We start from the raw sequence: 21,327 nt of genomic DNA, 5'->3' as shown, positions 1-21,327 counted from the left end.
TTTGTGGCTGGGCTCGCGCCTGATGCATGACCGTTGGCGCGACCCTCGAATACGGAAAACGGAACATGGACGACTCCCTCAACTTCGACACGCTCGCCGTGCGCGCGGGCACGCTGCGCAGCAGCGACTTCAACGAGCACTCGGAAGCGCTGTTCCTCACGTCGAGCTTCTGCTTCACGAGCGCGGCCGAGGCGGCCGAGCGCTTTGCGAATTCGGAAGACTATTTCACCTATTCGCGCTTCACGAACCCGACCGTCACCATGTTCCAGGATCGTCTCGCCGCGCTCGAAGGCGGCGAAGCCTGCATCGCGACGGCGTCGGGCATGGCCGCGATCATGTCGGTCGTGATGTCCGCGCTGCAGGCGGGCGATCACCTTGTCAGCTCGCGCAGCCTGTTCGGCTCGACGCTCGGGATGTTCTCGCAGATCTTCAGCAAGTTCGGCATCACGACGACCTTCGTCGACCCGACCGACCTGAACGCATGGCAGGAAGCGGTGCGGCCCGAGACGAAGATGTTCTTCCTCGAGACGCCGTCGAACCCGCTGACCGAACTCGCCGACATCGAGGCGATCGGCAAGATCGCGAAGGCCGCGAACGCGCTGTTCGTCGTCGACAACTGTTTCTGCAGCCCGGTGCTGCAGCAGCCGCTGAAGCTCGGCGCGGACGTCGTGATGCACTCGGCGACGAAGTTCCTCGACGGGCAGGGCCGCGTGCTCGGCGGCGCGCTGGTCGGCTCCAAGGCATTCATCATGGGCAAGGTGTTCCCGTTCGTGCGCAGCGCCGGCCCGACGCTGTCGGCGTTCAACGCGTGGGTGCTGCTGAAGGGGATGGAGACGCTGTCGCTGCGCGTCGAGAAGCAGTCGGCGAACGCGCTGGAAATCGCGCGCTGGCTCGATTCGCATCCGGCCGTCGCGCGCGTGTTCTACCCGGGGCTCGAATCGCATCCGCAGCACGAACTCGCGAAGCGTCAGCAGAAGGCAGGCGGCGCGATCGTATCGTTCGAGCTGAAGGGCGACACGCCGGAGCAGCAGCGCGCGAACGCATGGCGCGTGATCGACAGCACGAAGCTGATCTCGATCACCGGCAACCTCGGCGACACGCGCACGACGATCACGCATCCGGCGACGACGACGCACGCGCGCATCACGCCGGAAGCGCGTGCGGCCGCCGGGATCACCGAAGGGCTGATCCGCCTCGCGGTCGGCCTGGAAAACGCGGGCGACGTGCGCAACGATCTCGCGCGCGGCCTCGAGGGCTGAGTGCGGCGGCACCGATTTCAGGGCCGACATGACAACGGGCCGCTCGACAGAGCGGCCCGTTGTCTTTTAGGGGGGCGGCGCGCACGTTGGCGGAATCAGCCGGCCTGCCCAACCTGCGCGCGCTGCGGCACATTGCGCATCGCGTCCATCATCCAGCGCAGCGTGTCGTCGAGCGGCGTCACGGGCAGCTCGCCCACCGCGCGTCGCAGCTTGTCGCGCGACCCGCTCAGGCGCTTCACCTCGTGGTGCCGCACGAAACGCGGATCGATCGTCACGTCGATCACGTAGCCGGCGATCCGCGACAGCATCGCCAGCACTTCCTTCAGCGAATACGCGCGCTCCGAGCAGATGTTGAACGTCTCGCCGGCCGGCGCGGCTTCGAGCAGCTTCAGGTAGGCGGCCGTCACGTCGCGCACGTCGGAGAAATCGCGGCTCACGTCGAGATTGCCGAGCGAGATGCGCGGCGCGTTGCGCGCATAGTGCGACACGAGCTTCGGCAGCAGATACGTATCGTCCTGGCCGACACCCGTGTAGTTGAACGGCCGCGCGATCACGATCGGCAGCCGGTCGGCCCACAGCTTCGCCGCGTATTCCATCGCGAGCTTGCTGACCGCATAGTCGTTCGCGGGGGCGGGCGCGACGGTCTCGTCGAGCACGCCGGCCGTCGAATTGCCGTAGATGTTCGCGCTACTGGCGAGCAGCACCGCCGACGGGCGGCGATCGAGGCCCGCGAGCGCGGCCAGCAGGTTGCGCGTGCCGACGATGTTGACCGCATAGGTCTGCGACGGCTCGTCCTGCGCGACGTGCGCACGCGCGGCGAGATGCACGACCGCATCGGGCCGCGCGTCGGCGGCTGCCGCGCGCATCGCGTTCGCGTCGAGCAGGTCGACCGGCAGCAGCGTGCAGTTCGCGAACGCCGGATCGTCCGGTCGCGCCGCGCCGGGCGCCACGGTGCCCCACACGTCGTAGCCGGCCGCCTCGAGGCGCTGCGCCATGTAGCGGCCGGTGAAGCCCGTCAGGCCCGTGACGAATGCGCGACGCGACGGATGTCCGGCGTCAGTACGTGTCATGGTGACGATTCCGCGTCAGATCCGCTTCGACCATCATCTGGCAAAGCTGTTCGAGCGTCGTCTCCGGGGCCCAGCCCAGCTTGCTCTTGGCCTTGTCCGCGCAGCCGATCAGCAGGTCGACTTCGGCAGGGCGGTAGAACTTCGGATTCACTTCGACGAGCACGTTGCCGTTCGACGCGTCGAGGCCGCGTTCCTGCTCGCCCTTGCCGGTCCATTCGATCTGGTAGCCGACGGCCGCGAAGGCCATCTGCACGAAGTCGCGCACGGTCTCGGTGCGGTTGGTCGCGAGCACGTAGGTGTCGGGCTCGTCGACCTGCAGCATTCGCCACATCCCTTCGACGTATTCGAGCGCGAAGCCCCAGTCGCGCTTCGCGTCGAGGTTGCCGAGCTCGAGCCTGGTCGCCTTGCCGAGCTTGATCTTCGCGACGGTGTCGGTGATCTTGCGCGTGACGAACTCGCGGCCGCGCAGCGGCGATTCGTGGTTGAAGAGGATGCCGCTGCAGCCGAACAGGTCGTAGGACTCGCGGTAGTTCACGGTCATCCAGTGCGCGTACAGCTTCGCGACGCCGTACGGGCTTCGCGGGTAGAACGCGGTCGTTTCCGTCTGCGGGATCGCCTGCACCTTGCCGAACATCTCGGACGTCGACGCCTGGTAGAAACGCGTCTTCGGGCTCACCACGCGGATCGCCTCGAGCAGGTTCAGCGGGCCGACGCCCGTGACCTCGGCGGTCGTCGCCGGCTGGTCGAACGACACGCCGACGAAACTCTGCGCGGCCAGGTTGTACAGCTCGTCGGGCTGCGTGCGTTCGAGCAGCCGCAGGCTGGAGCCGGCATCCGTCAGGTCGTGCTCGACGAGCGACAGGTTCGGGTGCGTGTCGACGCCGAGCTCGGCGATGCGCCAGAAGTTCACCGAGCTGGTGCGGCGGTAGGTGCCCGTGACCTCGTAGCCCTTGTCGAGCAGCAGCTTGGTCAGGTAGGCGCCGTCCTGCCCGGTGATCCCCGTGATGATGGCCTTCTTGCGGTCTTGGCTCATGGCAATGTCCTGGTCGAAACGATGGATTGAGAAATTCAGGCGGTCGTGCGCGCGGCGGCGGGCACCATGCCGCGGGCGGGGCCGCGCGTCAGGCGCCGCTCGAAGCCGTACCAGCTCAGGGTGGCGTACACGAGCGTGATGGCGAGTGCGAGCGCGGCCGTGACGAAGCGGTTCAGGTGCAGCGGCCACAGCGCATACAGCACGCTCAGGTGAATCAGGTAGACGGTGTAGCTGACGGTGCCGACGTACACGAGCAGCGGGTTCGTCAGCACGCGCTGCACGAGGCCGCGTCCGCGCAGCGCGATCACGACGATCGACGTGCACAGCAGCAGCGAGATGCTGTAGAGCGCGGCATTCGACAGCGGCGTGTTCGCCGCGCGGAACCGCGGGAACGACAGGTGCAGCCAGCCGAGGATCGCGAGCGACACGAGCGCGCCGACGATCGCGAGCGGATAGAACGGTTCCAGCGCGCGCCGGTCGCGCCGCAGCACGATCGCGAGCAGCGCGCCCGCGGCGAGCAGGTCCATCCGGAACGGCGTCAGGTAGTAGATCGGCCAGAACGAATCGAACCACGGCGTCGCGATCGCGCGCAGCACGGGCGCGGCGACGATCAGCGCGGCGGCGATCCACAGCAGCGCGCGCTCCGAGCACCACAGCACGACGAACGGCCAGAAGATGTAGAACTGCTCCTCGACGGCGAGCGACCACAGCACGTTCAGGCTGTCGTGGCCGATGCTGCCGAGCGACAGCCCGATGTTGGTCGAGAAGAACGCGAACCACGGCCAGTGCGGCAGCCAGCTCGCGCCGAACAGCAGCGTCGACACAACCAGCAGCAGCACGTACGGCGGCAGGATCCGTCGCACGCGACGCGCGTAGAAGTGGCTGAAGTACGACTGCCCGCGCGCCTTGCGGTCGAGCAGGATGCCCGTGATCAGCAGGCCGCTCAGCACGAAGAACAGGTCGACGCCCATCCAGAGAGGCGCCTTCAGCGCGTGTTGCAGGAACACGGCGCCGACGGCGATCGCACGCAGCCCGTCGAGCTGCACGATGCGGCCATGTTGCGGCGGGGCGAGGTCGGCGGTGCGCGAGATGCCCGTCATCGCGCCGCTCCTTCGCGACGCGCGGCCGATGCCGTGGCGCGCCGCGCATCCGATGCGTGAACGTAATGCATGCGTTTAAATGAAATATTGAGTCGAAATCGATTCTAGGGAAAAGAAATCGGCAAAAAAACGCATGTCATTTATCCGGCTGAAAACATTCAAATGCCGGTCGTTTTAATCACGACATGAAAGGTTTGCAGGCTGCGCGCCCCGTCAGACGGGCAAGAGCGGCATTTTCTACGGATCTTCGCATGAAAGGCGGTCGATATTTCCGCTTCGTCGGACCCATTTATCGCTGTTCCGACTCGATATTTCAGGCAGAAACATCCCCAAATATTTCCAATTTTCTTGTGATTATTTTTGCTTGTAACCTGCATCGCGACGTTTGAAACCCATTTAGCGACAGGTCATCCGGGCAGGCAGCACGCCGCGGCACCGGTCGCTTACGCATCGAGTCTGGAGAGCGCATTGCGACGTCTGATTCTGGTTGGCATGACGGTATGCGCGGCGCTGTCCGCGAGCGCCGCACCGGCTGAAACCGTGTTGCCCGCGACCACGTCGTGGATCGGCAACACGTTCGGCTATGGCGACGGCAGCTGGACGCAGATCGACATTCGTGCGATCGCGGTGACGGCCGACGGCAAGGTGTATACGAACGCGCCGTGGGACGAGAGCGGCGCCGAGGCGAGCGTCTACCAGGACGGGAAGATGCTCGGCTTCGCCGGCGGCACGCACGGCTGGGGCAACCTCGGCGGCAACGCGGTCGCAGTCAACAGCAAGTATGCGTACGTCGCGATCGGCGTCGGCAACGAGCGTGGTCATCTGCAGTCGCCCGGCATCTGGCCGGACAAGGGCAAGCAGTGGTACGGCATCTCGCGGCGCACGATCGGCGACATGAAGCAGCCCGCGCCGTTCCGCGCGGCACCGCAGGTGGCGCCCGGCGGGCGTGCCGATGCGGGCCGCGCGCGGATGGCCGCGAGCTTCATGGTGATGAACGAGGTGGCGGCTCCCGCGCGGTCGGAGGTGGGCGAGCTGAAGGCGGAAGTGGGCGGCCTCGCGGTCGACGACAAGACGCTGTTCGCGACGAATCCGGCGCATGACGAAGTCGACGTGTACGACGCCGAGACGATGCAGAAGAAGGGCACGTGGAGTGCGCACGAGCCGGGCCGCATCGCGCTCGCCGGCGACGGCACGCTGTGGCTGCTCACCGATACGATCAACGGGCCCGCGCATCTCGTGCACGTGCGCGCGGACGGCCGCAAGCTCGACGACGCGCCCGCGTTGCCCGAAGGCACGGAGGCGGTGGACGTGGTGGTCGATGCGAAAGGACGCGTGCTGGTGGCGGACAACGGCCCGCGCCAGCAGGTGCTGATCTTCTCGAAAGGCGGCAAGGGCTATGCACCGTCCGGCACGCTCGGCGAGCGCGGCGGGATCTTCGCGGGCCCGGTGCCGGGCCGCCCCGGGCCGCAGCGCTTCAACGGGCTGACGGGCGTGGGCGTCGATCGCGCGGGCAACGTGTACGTGTCGATGAACGGCATCGGGCCGCGCCACGACACGATCGGCGCGGGGCTCGGCGCGGTGCTCGAAAGCTACACGCCGGACGGCAAGCTGCGCTGGCAGGTGCAGGGGCTCTTGTTCGTCGACGGAGCGTGGCTCGATCCGGCACGGCCGAACAGCGTGTACACCGGCAACAAGCGCTTCGAGCTCGATCTGTCGAAGCCGCCCGGCCAGGACTGGAAATACGCCGGCTTCCTGTCGAATCGCTTCAAGTATCCGGACGATCCGGTGTTCCACACGGACCAGTATCCCGGCATGCCGTTCGCGCGGCGCGTCGACGGCCGCACGTTCCTGTACCTGACCGACATGTACGCCGATCACCTGAAGATCTACCGCTTCGACGCGAAGCGCGACGGCGAGGTCGCGATTCCGTCGGGCCTGATCGCGGGTCGCGCGCGGCCGATCGACAAGGTGCCGAACAAGCCGCCGGGCGGCGACTGGATCTGGCGCGACACGAACGGCAACGGCCGGCTCGACGAGGACGAGTTCACGACCAACACGACGGGCAAGGCGAAGGCGGGCGGCTGGGGCTGGTGGGTCGACACGAAGGGCGACATCTGGCGCACGAGCGACGTGCGCGGGATCCACCGCTTCAGCTACGGCGGCATCGACAAGGCCGGCAACCCGATCTACTCGCACGACAAGGTCACGACCTATCCGATGCCGCAGCCGTTCACGCAGCTGCGCCGCGCGATCTACGAGCCGCAGGCGGACACGCTGTACGTGACCGGCTACACGGCCGACGCGCCGCCGCAGCCGGGCATCAACAAGGAAGTCGGTCGCGTGCTGGTGCGTTTCGACAAGTGGTCGACCGGCTCGCCGGTGGTGCGCTACACGGTCGCGCTGCCGTGGCAGCTCGACGCGAAGCCGATCCTCGACCTGATCGGGATCACGGTCGAGGGCCGCTACATCTTCACGGTGGAGCCGGTCGGCAAGATCCACGTGTACGACAAGGAATCGGGCAAGGAAGTCGGCGTGATGAGCCCGGGCGCCGAGGTCGGCAAGGCGTCGGGCTGGGTCGACGTGCCGTTCGGCATCAGCGCGTTCCGGCGCGAGAACGGCGAATACCTGGTGTTCGTCGAGGAAGACGCACGCGGCAAGGTGCTCATGTACCGCTGGAAACCGTAACAGGCCCATGGGCAAAAGCATGGACAAAGGCATACTCAAGAACGTTTCGATCAATTTCATCGGGCTGATCCTGCCGACCTTCGTGTCGCTGGTGACGGTGCCCGCGTATATCCACGCGCTGGGCGTCGAACGCTACGGGGTCGTCAGCCTCGTGTGGACGCTGATCGGTTATTTCGGGATCCTCGATCTCGGGATGAGCATGGCCGCGCAGAACCACATCTCGAAGGCGCTCGCGAGCGGCGACGCGGACGAAAGCGCGCGGGTCTTCTGGAGCGCGTTCTGGCTGAACCTCGGCACCGGCATCGCCGGCGGCCTGCTGATCTATTTCGGCGCGTTCGTCTACACCGCGTATTTCACGAAGGTGTCGGCGGCGATGCAGCACGAGGTGTATCTCGCGCTGCCGTGGCTCGCACTCGCGATTCCGCTCGCGAACGTGTCGTGGGTGTTCGCCGGCGCGATCAACGGTGCCGAACGGTTCGGCGTGTTCAACACGAACCAGACGATCGGCACGTTCCTGTTCCAGCTGCTGCCGCTCGCCGCCGCGTGGTGGATCGCGCCGAACCTGCAGACGGTGCTGGCGGCCGCGGTCGTCGCGCGGCTGATCGCGGCCGTGATGCTCGGTCAAGCGAGCATCAAGGTGCTCGGGATCCGGCGCATCGACCCGCCGCAGTGGGGCACCGCGAAAGGGTTGTTCAACTTCGGCGGCTGGATGCTGATCGCGAGCACGGCGAGCATGATCGCCGACACGCTCGATCGCGTGATGCTCGGCGCCGGCATGGGCGCGAAGTTCGTCACCTACTACACGGTCCCGCAGAACCTCGTCACGCGGCTGAACATGCTGCCGAACGCGCTGGTGCGCACGCTGTTCCCGCGCCTGTCGGCGGTCGGCCGCGATCATGCCGACACGCTCGCGCGCCAGTCGCTCGAATTCCTGAACGGCGTGTTCACGCCGGTCGGCATCGTCGCGATCTTCGCGCTCGCGCCGTTCCTCACGCTGTGGGTCGGCGCCGATCTCGCCGCGCATTCCGCGCCGGTCGGGCGCGTGCTGGTGATCAGCGTGTGGCTCGTCGGCCAGGCGAGCGTCACGCGGATCCTGATCCAGTCGCAGGTCAATCCGGCCCGCGCCGCATTCGCCGGGCTCATCGAGATGCCGTTCTTCGTCGGCGGCCTGTGGTTCGGCATCCATCACTTCGGGCTGATCGGCGCGGCGGTGGTCGTCGCGACCCGTGCGCTGGTCGACTACGGCGTGCTGCTTTACCTGTCGGCGATCCGGATGCGCGCGATCGTGCTCGACATGCTCGCGCATCTCGCCTTCCTGCTCGCGAGCCTGTTTCTCGCGCAAGCGTGGTCGGGGCTCGGCGAGTCGGTCGGCCTCTGCGCGGTCGTGCTGGTGCTGAACCTGGCGTGGTCGTTCACGATGACGCCGGGGCTGCGCGCGCTCGTGCGCGACCTGTTCGTCCGTCTCAATGCGAGGAAAACGATATGAATCGCGATCTGGCGGAACACGCCATCCTGAACATGGCCACGGCCGACGGCGCCGTGGCGGAAGCCGGCGCGGCCGCGCTGCGCCGGACCAAACCGTCCGGGCAAGCGGGCGCACGCGATGCATCGCGCCCGCTGCGCGTGGCGATCGTCCACGACTGGCTCGTCACGTACGCCGGCGCCGAGCGCGTGCTCGAACAGATCGTCGCGTGCTTTCCCGACGCGGACCTGTTCAGCCTCGTCGATTTTCTCGACGATCGCGCGTTCGTGCGCGGCAAGCCGGTGACGACTTCGTTCATCCAGAAGCTGCCGTTCGCGCGTACCAAGTACCGCAGCTACCTGCCGCTGATGCCGCTCGCGATCGAGCAGCTCGACGTGTCGGACTACGACCTCGTGATCTCCAGCAGCCATGCGGTCGCGAAGGGTGTGCTGACAGGGCCGGACCAGATGCACATCAGCTACGTGCATTCGCCGATCCGCTATGCGTGGGACCTGCAGCACCAGTATCTGGAACAGTCGAACCTGACGCACGGGCCGAAGTCGCTGCTCGCGCGGATGATCCTGCACTACATTCGCAACTGGGACACGCGCACCGCGAATGCGGTGGATGGTTTTGTCGCGAACTCCGCGTTCATCGCGCGACGCATCCGCAAGGTGTATCACCGCGACGCGGCGGTGATCTTCCCGCCGGTCGACGTGGACGGTTTCTCGCTGAACGAGGTGAAGGACGATTTCTACCTGACCGCGTCGCGGATGGTGCCGTACAAGAAGATCGACCTGATCGTCGAGGCCTTCTCGCGCACGCCGGAGCGCAAGCTCGTCGTGATCGGCGACGGCCCGGAGATGCAGAAGATCCGCGCGAAGGCCGGCCCGAACGTCGAGATCATGGGCTACCAGCCGTTCGCGGTGCTGCACGACCGGATGCGACGCGCGAAGGCGTTCGTGTTCGCGGCCGAGGAGGATTTCGGGATTTCGGTGGTCGAGGCGCAGGCATGCGGCACGCCGGTGATCGCGTACGGCAAGGGCGGCGCGCTCGAGACCGTGCTCGAGCCGCGCGCGCACGCGAATCCGACCGGGCTGTTCTTCGACGAACAGACGCCGCACGCGATCGTCACGGCGGTCGACGATTTCGAGCGCGCGCCGCAGCGCTTCACGCCGCACGCGTGCCGCGCGAATGCGGAGCGCTTCTCCGCCGACACGTTCCGTCAGCGCTTTCTCGACTATGTGGAGGCGACGCTGCCCGGCTCGACCGCGCAGCGCGGCACGGCCGTCGCGCCGATGCCGGCCGCGCGCGGCCCGGCGACGCTCGTGCTGGACCAGAGCGGCGTGCTCGGCGGCGCGGAGCTGTCGCTGCTGGAGATCATGAAGCACATGCGCGCGAACGCCGACGTGCTGCTGTTCGACGATGGCCCGTTCCGCGCGGCGCTCGACGAGATCGGCGCGCGCGTCGACGTGCTCGACCAGGGCGCGCTCGCCGGGGTGCGCAAGCAGGGCGGCGTGTCGGTCGGCGCAGTGAAGCGGCTCGTCGGCATGGTGCGCGACGTTGCACGGCGCGCACGCCGCGCCGAGGTGATCTACGCGAACACGCAGCGCGCGATGGTGGTCGCGGCGCTGGCCGGGCGGCTCGCGCGCAAGCCGGTGGTCTGGCACCTGCGCGACATCGTCAGCGGCGACCACTTCGGCAGCAAGCAGCTGTTGGCGATCAAGTACTGCGCGCGGTTCGGCGTCACGCGTGTGATCGCGAATTCGGATGCGTCCGCGCAGGCGTTCCGCGCGCTGACGGGCTTCACGCCGCAGCACGTCGACGTCGTGTTCAACGGCATTTCGGCCGAACCGTTCGACGCGCTGGACAATGCCAGCCAGGCCGCGCTTCGCGCGCGCTTCGGGCTGCCCGAGCACGCATGGCTGGTCGGGTCGTTCAGCCGCCTCGCGCACTGGAAGGGGCAGCATCTGCTGCTGGAGGCCGCGGCACGCCATCCCGACATGCACGTGGTGCTGGTCGGCGCGCCGCTGTTCGGCGAGGACGAATACGCGGCGCAGCTGCACGAGATCGTCGCGCGTCACGGAATGGACGACCGCGTGCATTTCCTCGGCTTCCAGCGCGACGTGGCCGCATGCATGAAGGCGGTCGACGTGGTCGCGCATACGTCGATCACGCCGGAGCCGTTCGGGCGCGTGATCGTCGAGGGCATGCTCGCGCGGCGGCCGGTGGTCGCGGCTCGCGCGGGCGGGGTCGTCGAGATCATCGAGGACGGCGACAACGGGCTGCTCTGCGAGCCGGGCGACGCGGCCGCGCTGGCCGATGCGCTGGGCAGGCTGCAGCACGACGCCGCGCTGCGCGAGCGGCTCGTCGCGAGCGGGCGGGCGACCGCGGTGCGCCGGTTCGGCACCGAAACCTATGTGGAGCGGGTCGAGAAGATCCTCGCGGATACGGCGAAGGCCGCGAAGGCGAAGAAGCGGTAGGCAATGGCAGGCGGCGGCACGCGAAGCGTGGCGTCGCGAACCGTCGAAAACCGGCCCTCATGCGGCGTTGTGCTGCATGGGGGCGTTGCGTTTTGGGGCGGGCTCGAGCCTGTCGCGCGCCGGGCGCACCGCACGTTACGAATCGGTAACCTGCGCAAAGGCGAGCGATCGCGTGAGCGTGAACGGCGGAATCCGGGGCGGGCCCGAGTCGCAGGAAGGGGTTTGCAACGACGATGCGGTCGGGAGACGGAGCGGACCGATGCGTCGCAGCGCGCGAACCCGGCCGCCGCCTGGATCGGAATCGCTTCGCGGGACCCAGGAGCGGCGCCGTGTGGCCATGCCGTGGCTCGAATGAGGGGAAGCGGCGCGGCGGTCGCGCAGCCGCCCATGTGGTCGTTACGCGGGCCTTGCGTACATCGGTGTGCAGTACCTGCCAGGCGCCGCCACGCATATGCATCCGCGCGTCCGTCCTGCCCATGAAAAACCCCCGCGCAGCCTGACGCCGGGCGGGGGCCGTGAGCGCGAACAACGCCGTTCAGGCAGCCTGTTCGGGTGCCGGTGCGACGACGCGGGCGGCGCGGGTCGGCTTCAGGCTCGCCGACCACATCATCGCGGGGCGTTCGAACAGCCGGTAGAACAGGTAGGCGACCGGAATCGCGGCGGCCATGAATGCGATCGACGGCCAGATCGACAGTTGCAGTTCGGAGTGGAACAGCACCGAGCCGAGACAGACGAACAGCGGCAGGTGGATCAGATACAGCGAGTAGCTGAAGTCGCCGAACCAGCCGAGCACGCGCAGCAGCGGCGTCGGGCGCGGCGGGCAGGCGAGCGCGCGGTACAGGAAGCACGCGAAGCCGGCCGCCCAGAGCTGGAACGCGCCGTACTGGCCGAAATGGAATGCGCCGCAGCCCGCGGCCAGCAGCGCGGCCGCCGCGAGGTACCACGCGCGCGACGGCACGGCGGCGGTGCCGCGCGCCGGTTGCGCGCGCACGTCGGCGATCCACGCGCCGACGGTCCAGGACAGCCAGTACGACGTGAAGAACTGCAGGTCGTGCCGTTCGAGCAGCCATGCCGATGCGACGTTGACGAGCGCGACGGCCGCCACGATGGCCGGCATGCCGATGCGCCGGCGCAGCGCGAACAGCAGCGGGTAGATCGCGTAGAACTGTACTTCGAGCGACAGCGTCCACAGCGCGCCGTTCGACCCGTACGTGTAGCCGGCGACGCCCTGCAGCGAGAACAGGTTCACGAGGAACGCGGTGATGCCGACATCGCGGATCTTGTGGCTGACCGGTGCGATCTGCAGGCTGACCGCGTCCATCGCGAACGTGAACAGCAGCGCGGCGAGCAGCACCGGGTAGATGCGCGCGAAGCGGCGCGCCCAGAAGTTCGGCGCATCGAGCCGGTACGCGGGGTTGGCCGCGAGCTTGAGCGCCGCGTTGCGGTGGATGCAGTAGCCGCTGATCACGAAGAAGATCGGCACGCCGGCGGATCCCCACGCGAACGGGAAGGTCAGGTAGCCGGCGATCACGCTCGGGTTCAGGGCATGACCGTAAGCGTGATGGAAGCTCTGCATGCCGACCCAGACGACCTGGCGGCAATGGAAATAGGCGACGAGCAGCGCCGCGAACCCGCGCATCGCGTCGATCACGTGTTCCTTGTGGTCGGCGACGGGCGGCGCAGTCAAAGACGATCCGCTGAAAGCTTGCATGCGATTCGATTCCTTGCGACGGATGAAGGGGATGGTCCAATCGTAATGCGCAAGAATTCGAGCGAATGAATAAAAAAATCTTGTCGCGAAATCACGGTATTTCAGATGGTGGTTTTATTCCTGTCTGAAAGCGGTTTCGCAGGCGCCACAATTATTTGCCGATTTTTTTCTGATAGCTTGAAGCTTCCAGTTGATTGATGCAAGGAGCTGCAAGATGGACATGCATTGGATCGCGAGCGCGGCAGTACTGCTGGTCATGGCCGTGCTGTCGGCGTACCGCGAGGCGCTGAAGAACGAGCCGATTCGCCCCGGTCTCGAGCGGGGCGGCGTCCCGTATATCGAAGAATTCGAATCGTAAGAATTTGTATCCGGAAAATCGGTAATTTGTTTATGTCGCGATGCCGGGTTCGGCAATATCGACCGGATTCGCAGATTATCTCTTTTTCCAGAAACATGGGCAATCGGTCCATATCGAAAATGAGCGGAGTGGAATTGGCCGTGTCGTCGATTCTCGATATGCCGTTCGGAAAACAATCGCGCCGGGTCGCAGGGCGACGCGGCGCAGTCAACGCAATCAGGATGCGAACATGTTGAAAGTCACCAAGGCCGTGTTCCCCGTTGCCGGTCTCGGCACGCGGTTCCTCCCGGCAACGAAGGCGAGCCCGAAGGAAATGCTGCCCGTCGTCGACAAGCCACTGATCCAGTACGCGGTCGAGGAAGCGATCAACGCCGGTATCACCGAGATGATCTTCGTGACCGGGCGCAGCAAGCGCGCGATCGAGGATCACTTCGACAAGTCGTACGAGATCGAGGCGGAACTCGAGGCACGCGGCAAGGAAAAGCTGCTCGAACTCGTGCGCGGCATCAAGCCGAGCCACGTGAACTGCTTCTACGTGCGCCAGCCGGAAGCGCTCGGCCTCGGTCATGCGGTGCTGTGCGCGGAGAAGCTCGTGCACGGCGAGCCGTTCGCGGTGATTCTCGCCGACGACCTGCTGCACGGCGAACAGCCGGTGCTCAAGCAGCTCGTCGACGTGTTCGACCACTATCACAGCTCGGTGATCGGGGTCGAGACGATTCCGCGCGAGGACAGCCGCTCGTACGGCGTCGTCGAAGGCCGCGAGTGGGAAGAGGACATCATCAAGCTGTCGGGCATCATCGAGAAGCCGGCGCCGGAAGACGCGCCGTCGAACCTCGGCGTGGTCGGCCGCTACGTGTTCATGCCGACGATCTTCGATCACCTGCGCAAGCTCAAGCCGGGCGCCGGCGGCGAACTGCAGCTCACCGACGCTGTCCAGTCGCTGCTCGCGAACGAACAGGTGCTCGCGTATCGCTACTACGGCACGCGTTTCGATTGCGGCAGCAAGATCGGCTATCTCAAGGCGACCGTCGAGCTCGCGCTCCAGCATCCGGAAGTGAGCCGCGAATTCGAGGCGTACCTGCGTACCTGTCTGCCCGCGCTGGCTGCTGTCGCATAAGCAGCCGCGCTGCTCCGTTGTTTCAGGTGGTGGTTGTTCCGTTGGCCCCGGCTGCCTCGTGCGTCGGGGCTTTTTTGCGTGCGGGCGACGCGCAAGCACGGGGCGGCGGGTGATCGGCGGTGCTGAATCCGGGCGGATTCGACCGGGTGCGTGCGCGCCGATTCCGGTGTGCCGCCAGGCGGCGATGCCGGTTCGCGTGCCGCGCTGCGCGATGCATGGGATGCAGGACACCGCGGCGGCGATGAAACCGATGCCGACGCGCCGGTCGCGGGCGGCTTGATGAACGACGGTTGCGGGGTGCGATAGCCGTCGATGCCGGGTCAGGGTGTCGAATCGCAATGGATGTCGCGACCAGGCATTCCGGTGCCGCAGGTGGGGGCGTTTGTCCACCGATGCAACGCGCGTCTCGGACTGATGGATGAACACGGCCGATCACCGCACTGTTTCGGCGCCCGGCGTCGCCGGCCCCGACGCATGTTTTCCGGGTGCGCCGCGTCCGTCCCGGTGCCCCGCTCAGCGCGGCGATGTGCTCGGCCGCGCGACGAAGTACCGGGCCAGCATCGCGGCGATCGGCTTCTTGAAGTCGAGCAAACGCCTTTCCAGATAGCGCCACGACAGATGCGCGAGCAGCACGGCAAGCGCGAACTGCAGCAGTTCCGGCAGCACTTCCCGGACGATTCCGGGCATCGGTACGTGCGCGAACAGCGCGGGCATCTCGCCGAAACGTGCCGGAATCAGGTTGTGGAACAGGTAGAAGCCGTAGCTGATCGTGCCGAGATAGACGAGCGGGGCCCAGTCGAGCAGTGCCACGGCCGGATGGTCGGGTTCGGTGACGATCCACAGCATCAGCGCGCCGAGCGATGCGGACAGGCCGAGGTCCGCGAGCCCCGTTGCGATGTCCGGCAGCGTCGTGAACGCGGGCAGCGCGAGGAAGAACACGACACCGGCGGCGCCGAGCCAGCCGGGCGGAATGCAGCGGACGACGTCCGGGCCGCGATCGGCGAGCGCCATCGCACCGACGCCGCCCAGCGCGATCAGCGCGAAATTCCACGGGGAAAACGCGTAGATCAGCACCGGCGATGCGCCGACCGCGTAGAGCGCGAGATGCGCGAGCGCGCACAGCGCGACGGCCGCGACGCCGAGCGCGACGTGACGCGCGGCCGGCACCGTGAGCAGCGTGAGCGGCGCAATCAGATAGAACTGCTGCTCAACCGCGAGGCTCCAGAAGTGCGACGTGGAGCCCGGCCAGCCGTCCTTGACGACGCCGATCCAGTAATTCGACAGGAACGTGGCGTGCCACGCGAGCCCGAGATTGACGCCGCGCTGGTAGAACAGCGCGTGCGCGATCGCGAGCGCGGCGAGCAGCAGGTAGTAGACGGGAAAGATCCGCAGCGCGCGCTTCGCGAGGAACAGCGCCAGCGCATGGCGGCGCGTCATCGTGCCGCACTCGATCGCCTGACGATTGCGATGCAGTTCGCCGACGATCAGGAATCCGCTGATGAAGAAAAACGTCCACACACCGAGCTTGCCCACGTCGACAGCGAGGACGTGGCCCTTGTGGGACAGGAAAACGAGGATGACGGCGATGGCTCGCAGGCCGTCGAGTCCTTTGACGTATCTGACTTCGCGCATGAAGGCATCCGGGGCACTGAGCGAGGTCAGTATAGGTGCGCAAATATCGAACGTAATTCGCGTTCGGACGCGTTTCGACCTATACGTGAAGGCGTTTTTCGATGCTCGAACGTCGACGAAGTCGGTCGCGCGCAACAAAACCTGCGGGAAACCCCGCGAAAACGCATAAAAGTACTGCACGAAGCGTCACGGCGCTTGTAGAATCCGGCGTTGAAGCGCGCGCGTTGCACGCTTCGTGTATCCAACGACCACACCTGGTAGGAGAAACATGGCGACTTCCGCAAAAAAGGTGGCCAAGAAGGCTGCCGCACCGGCCACCAAGAAAGTGGCTGCCAAAAAGGCTGCGCCCGCGAAGAAAGTAGTGGCCAAGAAGGCTGTCGCAAAGGCAGCACCGGCCGCTCCGACGCCGCTGAAGGACAAGTTCACGAAGGCATCGCTCGCAACGCACATCGCTGAGCGCGCAGCTGTCGAAGTGAAGGCGGTCAAGGCAGTGCTCGTCGCACTCGAGAACGTCGTGCTGGGCTCGGTCCACAAGAAGGGCGCAGGCGAGTTCACGCTGCCGGGTCTGCTGAAGATCACGGCGCAAGTCGTGCCGGCGAAGAAGAAGCGCTTCGGCAAGGATCCGTTCACGGGCGAAGAGCGCTGGTTCCCGGCAAAGCCGGCCAGCGTGCGCGTGAAGGCACGTGCGCTGAAGAAGCTGAAGGACGCGGCTGCGTAATGCCGCGTAACGGCCGCCGAATGCATGTCGGCGGCCGTTGCGATGTCCGACGATCCCCGTACGCGAAAGCGTGCGGGGATTTTTATTGCGCTGCGCAAATCGCGCGGCGGTGTCGGCATCGCACAGCGCGGATGCGGCGTGACGTGATGCGTGTCCGGTGCTGCGAGCCGCTTGTGCGGACGGCCGGATCGTCATGTTCGTGCCGGCGCGCGGCCTCGCATCGCCGCACGTTGCGCGCGTGTCTCGCGTCATGAATGCAGCGATCGTTCCCGTCGGGATCGCCGGCCAGGTGGCTGCTGTGTGCGCCACGATCGAACGGCATCTCGGCACGACGCTGCTGGCGATGCATCTGTTCGGCTCGGCGCTCGACGGCGGGCTGAAACCGCGCAGCGACATCGACCTGCTGGTGACGGTCGCCGTGTCGCCGGGCGAAGCGGTGCGGCGCGCGCTGATGCTCGACTTGCTCGATGTGTCCGCGCCGCCAGGGAGCGTGGCGCACATGCGCGCGCTCGAAGTGACCGTCGTCGTGCGTGGCGACGTGGTGCCGTGGCGTCATCCGGCCCGGCGCGAGCAGCAGTTCGGCGAATGGCTGCGCCGCGATCTGCGTGCGGGCATCGTCGAGCCGGCGTGCGTCGATCACGATCTGGCGATTCTGTTGACGAAGGTGCGGCAGCACGACGTTGTGTTGCTCGGGCCGCGCGCGGCCGCGTGGTTCGACGTGGTGTCCGCATGCGATTTCGTCGCCGCGCTCCTCGCCACCGTTGCGCAGTGGCATGCCGAGCCGGACTGGCGCGGCGACGAATGCAACGTCGTGCTTGCGCTCGCACGCATCTGGTACAGCGCCGCGACCGGCAGGATCGCGCCGAAGGACGTCGCCGCGGCGTGGGTACTGGATACTGGACCGCCTGCCCGACGCGTACCGTCCCGTCCTGTCGGCCGCGCGTACCGTCCATCTGCGCGGCGACGGCGACGATGCGCTGCTGTCCGGCGAACCGGTCGCCGCATTCGTGCGCTACGTGCGACGGGTCGTCGAAGCGAGGCTGTCTGCGTAGCGGTGCGCGAACGGCCGTTGTCCACTATTGCGTCACGGTGCGATGCAATCCCGTCGATGGCTGCGGTCATGCGCGGGCCGTACGCGCCTCACGGGCGTGCCGATGCCCCCGCGAAGGGCGCGCAGCGCTTCGTGGCTTCGTCAGCCCGCCGTGCCTGCGTATGCGGCCTTCAGCGCGGCGACGTCGAACTTCGTCATCTGCATCATGGCCGCGGCCACACGCGCCGCCTTGACCTCGTCGCGGTCGGCCATCATCGGGATCAGTGCGTCGGGCACGATCTGCCACGAGACTCCGAAGCGGTCCCGCAGCCAGCCGCAGCCGTCGGCCGTGCCGCCGTTGTCGAGCAGCGCGCTCCAGTAGCGGTCGAGTTCCGCCTGGTCGCCGCAACTGATCATCAGCGAGATCGCGTGGTTGAACGTCTCGGTGCGCGGGTGGCTCATCGCGATGAACGGCTGCCCGAACAGTTCGAACTCGACCATCCGGGTGCCGCTGGTGCCGGACACCGCCGTGACGCGCACGACGCGCGAGTTCGGGAAAATGCCCGCATAGAAGGCCGCGGCTTCTTCGGCTTCCGTCGAGTACCAGAGGAACGGCGTGATCTTCTGAATCGTCATGGAGCGTCTCCTGTCAGGTGTCGGTGAGGAACGGGGCAATCTGCGTGCCGCCATCGATACGACGGACGAAGGTCATCGAAATCGACACGTCGAAGCATAGTGCTTCGCGTCGCGGTATCGAAATCGGCTGGGGGGACGGGCATGCGTCCGTTGTGATGCCGGATGCTGTTGTCGCGCGTCAGGGGTGATGGGGTGGTCCGCGCGGTGGCAACCGGGGCGGCGTGCGTCTGAGCGGCCGCATGCGGCCGTCGGATAGCGAGGGGTGTCCGGATAGGCTTTCAGCGCGCGACAGGTGGCCCAGAAGCCGCTCCCGGCCGGCTGCCGTACCCAAGTCCCGGCCACGGTCGCGGCCCGCCACGGCGGCGCCGGCAACGGACGAAAAAAAACCAGCCACGGCCGAAACCGGTGACTGGTTTTGCAGTTCGGCGACATGGCGTCGGAGACGCCATGCACACCGGAAACGTACTTCTTAGAACTTGTGGCGCAGGCCGAGAGCGACCAGCTCTTGCGACTTCGTGCCGGTGTAGCCGTACGAGCCGATAGATGCTGCCGCGGTCTGCGTCGCGGTGCCGCTCACGCGTTGCGTGCCGCTGGCGTGCTGGTAGCCGCCGATCAGGTAGACGTCCGTGCGCTTCGACAGCGAGTAGTCCGCTGCGAGGCCAACCTGATGGTATTTCGCGTCCGTGTCGCCGCTCGCCTTCGTGTACGAGTAGCCGACGCCCAGCAGCAGTGCCGGCGATGCCTGGTAGTTCACGAATGCGCGACCGGTGTTGAACTTCTCGGTCGTCCCGAATGCCGACAGGCTATCCGCCTTGTACTGCGCGTTGCTGTAGCCGAGGCCGAACGTCACCGGGCCGATTCCGTACTGGCCAGCGATTTGCGCGACGTTGATTGCCTTCGCCGTTGCGTATGCGCCGACGATCGGGTTGTTCGAGACGCCGATGCCGGTTGCCGTCGGGCTCGACCAGCCGTCTGCGGCGACGGAGCGATCGTTGCCGTTCTGCACGCGCAGGAAGCTGGCAGCGACGCCGATCGGGCCGTTGTTGTAGGCTGCCGCGGCACTCCACGTCTGGCCTTGGCCCGTATGGCCCGCGACGCCGCCCAGTGCGTACATACCTTCGAACTGGAAGCCCGCGAAGACCGGCGACACATACTTGACCGCGTTGTTGACGCGGATGCTGTTGTCGTTGTTGTCGACGTCACCCGGGGTCGCCATGATGCTGCCGAAATAGTTGTCGGCCGTCACGGCTTGAACCATATCGACGGACGGGTCGTACTGGCGACCCAGCGTCAGCGTACCGTATTGGGCGTGGTCCAGACCGACATAGGCCTGACGACCGAACATGCGGCCACCCTGGTTCAGCTTGCCGGTGCCGACGTCAAAACCGTTTTCCAACTGGAAGATTGCCTTCAGGCCGCCACCCAGGTCTTCCGTACCCTTCAAGCCCCAGCGCGGGCCTTGCAGGTTACCCGACAGCATTTGCCACGAGTTGATGGCCTGGCCGTTGTTGCCATGGACAAACGCGATCGACGTGTCGAGCACACCGTACAGCGTCACGCTCGACTGAGCGTGAGCAGCGCCAGCGGCACCCAGCAGGGCGAGCGAGAGGGTCGAGAGAGCGAGTTTCTTCATCGTTGAGTATCTCCACGCAAATGATTCGTCATTCGTTATTTGTTGCGGATTGGAGAATAGCTCAGTGCCATCCATGCAAGAAAGCTTAAAAAATAAAGTGTCTCGAAAAGGTAACAGCGAGAAAAAGTTCATATATATCAAGCACATCAAGGACTGTTCCTCTTTTTGAAATAGTTGACATTTGCTGCGCTGCGATTGTTGCAACAGTTGGTGCGTCCGGCACAGGAGGGGCAAGTTTCGCCGGTTGGCGCACGGAAATCGGGGTATGCAAACGTTTGCCGTTGCGGCATGCATCGCGCGCCGATGCAAGGAACGCATCAACACGGGGCGGGCGGGGTGGTTGCGGAAAGGAAGGCAGTCGCGTAGGGCGACGATGCGGCCACGCGGGAAGCAATACGTGGGGAATCAGTTGCCGCTTGCGCGATCGGCGGCGCGATCCGTCGGCGCGGACACGGCCGCAACGTTGCCGGTGCGGCGATGCGCATCGCCGCGCGCGGCCGCGAATTCCGCGCCGAGCAGCAGCACGGCCGCCGAGAAGTACAGCCACATCAGCAGGACCGCGAACGATCCGGCCGCGCCGAACGCACTTGCCGTGCCCGCATGTGCGAGATACAGCGCGAACAGCTTCTTGCCGCCGGAGAACAGGATCGCGGACACGATCCCGCCGATCATCGCGTCGCGCCACGCGACGCGCGCATCGGGCAGGAACTTCATCAGCGCGCCGAACGCGCCCGCGAGCACCGCGATGCCGACGAAGAACTGCAGCAGGTTGGTGATCGCGACGTACGGTGAATCGCCGAGCAGCCAGGTGCCGATGAACGTGATCGCGGTATCGAGCACGAGCGACACGATCAGCAGGAACGCAACGCCGAGCACGAGCCCGAACGAAACGAGCCGCACGCGCACGAGCCCGAGCATGCTCGACCAGCGGTTTTCCGTGCTCGGCCAGATCACGCTCAGCGCGGTGTTCAGCGATGCGAACGTCGCCGACGCGCCGAGCGCGAGGGCGGCGAACGAGATCAGCGTCGCGATGCCGCCGCGCTCGCCCGCGCGATGCGCGTTCTGCACGATCGTCTGGATGCTGGCCGCCGCATCGTCGCCGATCAACTGGTGTGCCTGCTCGAACACCTGGCCGCGCGCGGCGTCGTCGCCGTAGAACCAGCCGGCCACGGCGATCACCATCACGAGCGTCGGCGCGAGCGAGAACGCCGAGAAGAACGCGATGCTCGCGGCCATCGCCGAGCAGCGGTCGGAGGAGAAGCGCTTGAACGCGTTGAGTGCCCAGTTGGCCTGTTGTTGCGCGAGACGGGTGGCTTCGGACGTGATCGGTCGTTTCATGACGGTTCGGTGGTGCGGTGGACGCGGGACATCGGTGGATCAGGTAAACCAGTATTGATCCG

General features: G+C 66.3%; 15 protein-coding genes and 1 pseudogene. 8 read left to right on the top strand and 8 right to left on the bottom strand.

The features are described from left to right. Nucleotides 1-65: 65 nt before the first annotated feature. Nucleotides 66-1,259 carry an O-succinylhomoserine sulfhydrylase gene (locus DIE23_RS08765; RefSeq protein ID WP_124611752.1) on the top strand — a complete coding sequence of 398 codons (1,194 nt, stop codon included), beginning with the start codon at nt 66-68 and terminating at the stop codon, nt 1,257-1,259. A gap of 95 nt (nt 1,260-1,354) precedes the next feature. Here the strand turns inward: DIE23_RS08765 and DIE23_RS08760 are convergent, their stop codons facing one another. From DIE23_RS08760 to DIE23_RS08750, 3 genes are read right to left on the bottom strand one after another with little or no spacing between them, the layout of a single operon-like run. Next, the gene (locus tag DIE23_RS08760) at nt 1,355-2,329 is read right to left on the bottom strand and encodes an NAD-dependent epimerase/dehydratase family protein (RefSeq protein WP_124611751.1); all 975 of its coding nucleotides are present in this window, start codon (nt 2,327-2,329) and stop codon (nt 1,355-1,357) included. Further along, nucleotides 2,316-3,362 carry a GDP-mannose 4,6-dehydratase gene (gene gmd / locus DIE23_RS08755; protein ID WP_124611750.1) on the bottom strand — a complete coding sequence of 349 codons (1,047 nt, stop codon included), beginning with the start codon at nt 3,360-3,362 and terminating at the stop codon, nt 2,316-2,318. The genes DIE23_RS08760 and gmd overlap by 14 nt, the downstream gene beginning before the upstream one ends. Nucleotides 3,363-3,397: 35 nt before the next feature. Beyond that, the gene (locus DIE23_RS08750; RefSeq protein ID WP_124611749.1) at nt 3,398-4,462 is read right to left on the bottom strand and encodes an acyltransferase; all 1,065 of its coding nucleotides are present in this window, start codon (nt 4,460-4,462) and stop codon (nt 3,398-3,400) included. Nucleotides 4,463-4,954: 492 nt separating this feature from the next. On the opposite strand from DIE23_RS08750, the gene DIE23_RS08745 reads away from it, so the two are divergent. Genes DIE23_RS08745 through DIE23_RS08735 form a run of 3 tightly spaced genes read left to right on the top strand, consistent with a single transcriptional unit; the run spans nt 4,955 to nt 11,092 of the window. Further along, nucleotides 4,955-7,147, top strand: a complete 2,193-nt coding sequence (locus tag DIE23_RS08745) for a hypothetical protein (protein ID WP_185646412.1) — start codon at nt 4,955-4,957, stop codon at nt 7,145-7,147. Nucleotides 7,148-7,166: 19 nt separating this feature from the next. After that, on the top strand, nt 7,167-8,633 hold the full coding sequence (locus tag DIE23_RS08740; RefSeq protein WP_124611747.1) for a flippase: 1,467 nt from the start codon (nt 7,167-7,169) through the stop codon (nt 8,631-8,633). Further along, a complete protein-coding gene (locus DIE23_RS08735) occupies nt 8,630-11,092 on the top strand; it encodes a glycosyltransferase family 4 protein (protein ID WP_185646409.1) in 2,463 nt (820 codons plus the stop codon). Before DIE23_RS08740 ends, DIE23_RS08735 begins: the two co-directional genes overlap by 4 nt. Before the next feature lie 535 nt (nt 11,093-11,627). Here DIE23_RS08735 and DIE23_RS08730 read toward each other — a convergent pair. Then, the gene (locus DIE23_RS08730; protein WP_124611746.1) at nt 11,628-12,803 is read right to left on the bottom strand and encodes an acyltransferase; all 1,176 of its coding nucleotides are present in this window, start codon (nt 12,801-12,803) and stop codon (nt 11,628-11,630) included. A gap of 214 nt (nt 12,804-13,017) precedes the next feature. On the opposite strand from DIE23_RS08730, the gene DIE23_RS39445 reads away from it, so the two are divergent. Both DIE23_RS39445 and galU read left to right on the top strand, forming a co-directional pair. Next, entirely contained in the window at nt 13,018-13,161 is a 144-nt protein-coding gene (locus DIE23_RS39445; RefSeq protein ID WP_006479318.1) for a hypothetical protein, read from the top strand. Between the two features lie 229 nt (nt 13,162-13,390). After that, the gene (gene galU / locus DIE23_RS08725; protein WP_011548079.1) at nt 13,391-14,278 is read left to right on the top strand and encodes a UTP--glucose-1-phosphate uridylyltransferase GalU; all 888 of its coding nucleotides are present in this window, start codon (nt 13,391-13,393) and stop codon (nt 14,276-14,278) included. A 513-nt stretch (nt 14,279-14,791) separates the two neighbouring features. Here galU and DIE23_RS08720 read toward each other — a convergent pair. Continuing rightward, nucleotides 14,792-15,910, bottom strand: coding sequence for an acyltransferase (locus DIE23_RS08720; RefSeq protein WP_124611745.1), 1,119 nt, complete (start codon nt 15,908-15,910; stop codon nt 14,792-14,794). A 268-nt stretch (nt 15,911-16,178) separates the two neighbouring features. On the opposite strand from DIE23_RS08720, the gene DIE23_RS08710 reads away from it, so the two are divergent. Both DIE23_RS08710 and DIE23_RS08705 read left to right on the top strand, forming a co-directional pair. Continuing rightward, nucleotides 16,179-16,628 (top strand): HU family DNA-binding protein, encoded by a 450-nt coding sequence (locus DIE23_RS08710; RefSeq protein WP_011548077.1) that lies wholly within the window; start codon nt 16,179-16,181, stop codon nt 16,626-16,628. A 250-nt stretch (nt 16,629-16,878) separates the two neighbouring features. Then, a pseudogene (locus DIE23_RS08705) lies at nt 16,879-17,680 on the top strand (aminoglycoside adenylyltransferase family protein). Between the two features lie 140 nt (nt 17,681-17,820). Here DIE23_RS08705 and DIE23_RS08700 read toward each other — a convergent pair. The 3 genes from DIE23_RS08700 to DIE23_RS08690 form a co-directional block, all read right to left on the bottom strand. Beyond that, nucleotides 17,821-18,294 carry a VOC family protein gene (locus tag DIE23_RS08700; protein ID WP_124611744.1) on the bottom strand — a complete coding sequence of 158 codons (474 nt, stop codon included), beginning with the start codon at nt 18,292-18,294 and terminating at the stop codon, nt 17,821-17,823. 469 nt (nt 18,295-18,763) lie between these two features. Then, a complete protein-coding gene (locus tag DIE23_RS08695) occupies nt 18,764-19,927 on the bottom strand; it encodes a porin (protein WP_124611743.1) in 1,164 nt (387 codons plus the stop codon). Between the two features lie 405 nt (nt 19,928-20,332). Then, nucleotides 20,333-21,265 carry a YihY/virulence factor BrkB family protein gene (locus tag DIE23_RS08690; protein ID WP_124611742.1) on the bottom strand — a complete coding sequence of 311 codons (933 nt, stop codon included), beginning with the start codon at nt 21,263-21,265 and terminating at the stop codon, nt 20,333-20,335. Nucleotides 21,266-21,327 lie beyond the last annotated feature (62 nt).

Origin of the sequence: Burkholderia sp. Bp9143 (assembly GCF_003853645.1) — a bacterium.
In the GTDB taxonomy this organism is placed as follows: domain Bacteria; phylum Pseudomonadota; class Gammaproteobacteria; order Burkholderiales; family Burkholderiaceae; genus Burkholderia.
This window is presented reverse-complemented; position numbering and strand designations above follow the sequence as displayed.

Excerpts from the sequence above, each read along its gene's own strand:
- DIE23_RS08765 (WP_124611752.1), top strand. The coding sequence starts at position 66 with ATGGACGACTCCCTCAACTTCGACACGCTCGCCGTGCGCGCGGGCACG.
- DIE23_RS08760 (WP_124611751.1), bottom strand. The coding sequence starts at position 2,329 with ATGACACGTACTGACGCCGGACATCCGTCGCGTCGCGCATTCGTCACG.
- gmd (WP_124611750.1), bottom strand. The coding sequence starts at position 3,362 with ATGAGCCAAGACCGCAAGAAGGCCATCATCACGGGGATCACCGGGCAG.
- DIE23_RS08750 (WP_124611749.1), bottom strand. The coding sequence starts at position 4,462 with ATGACGGGCATCTCGCGCACCGCCGACCTCGCCCCGCCGCAACATGGC.
- DIE23_RS08745 (WP_185646412.1), top strand. The coding sequence starts at position 4,955 with ATGACGGTATGCGCGGCGCTGTCCGCGAGCGCCGCACCGGCTGAAACC.
- DIE23_RS08740 (WP_124611747.1), top strand. The coding sequence starts at position 7,167 with ATGGACAAAGGCATACTCAAGAACGTTTCGATCAATTTCATCGGGCTG.
- DIE23_RS08735 (WP_185646409.1), top strand. The coding sequence starts at position 8,630 with ATGAATCGCGATCTGGCGGAACACGCCATCCTGAACATGGCCACGGCC.
- DIE23_RS08730 (WP_124611746.1), bottom strand. The coding sequence starts at position 12,803 with ATGCAAGCTTTCAGCGGATCGTCTTTGACTGCGCCGCCCGTCGCCGAC.
- DIE23_RS39445 (WP_006479318.1), top strand. The coding sequence starts at position 13,018 with ATGGACATGCATTGGATCGCGAGCGCGGCAGTACTGCTGGTCATGGCC.
- galU (WP_011548079.1), top strand. The coding sequence starts at position 13,391 with ATGTTGAAAGTCACCAAGGCCGTGTTCCCCGTTGCCGGTCTCGGCACG.
- DIE23_RS08720 (WP_124611745.1), bottom strand. The coding sequence starts at position 15,910 with ATGCGCGAAGTCAGATACGTCAAAGGACTCGACGGCCTGCGAGCCATC.
- DIE23_RS08710 (WP_011548077.1), top strand. The coding sequence starts at position 16,179 with ATGGCGACTTCCGCAAAAAAGGTGGCCAAGAAGGCTGCCGCACCGGCC.
- DIE23_RS08700 (WP_124611744.1), bottom strand. The coding sequence starts at position 18,294 with ATGACGATTCAGAAGATCACGCCGTTCCTCTGGTACTCGACGGAAGCC.
- DIE23_RS08695 (WP_124611743.1), bottom strand. The coding sequence starts at position 19,927 with ATGAAGAAACTCGCTCTCTCGACCCTCTCGCTCGCCCTGCTGGGTGCC.
- DIE23_RS08690 (WP_124611742.1), bottom strand. The coding sequence starts at position 21,265 with ATGAAACGACCGATCACGTCCGAAGCCACCCGTCTCGCGCAACAACAG.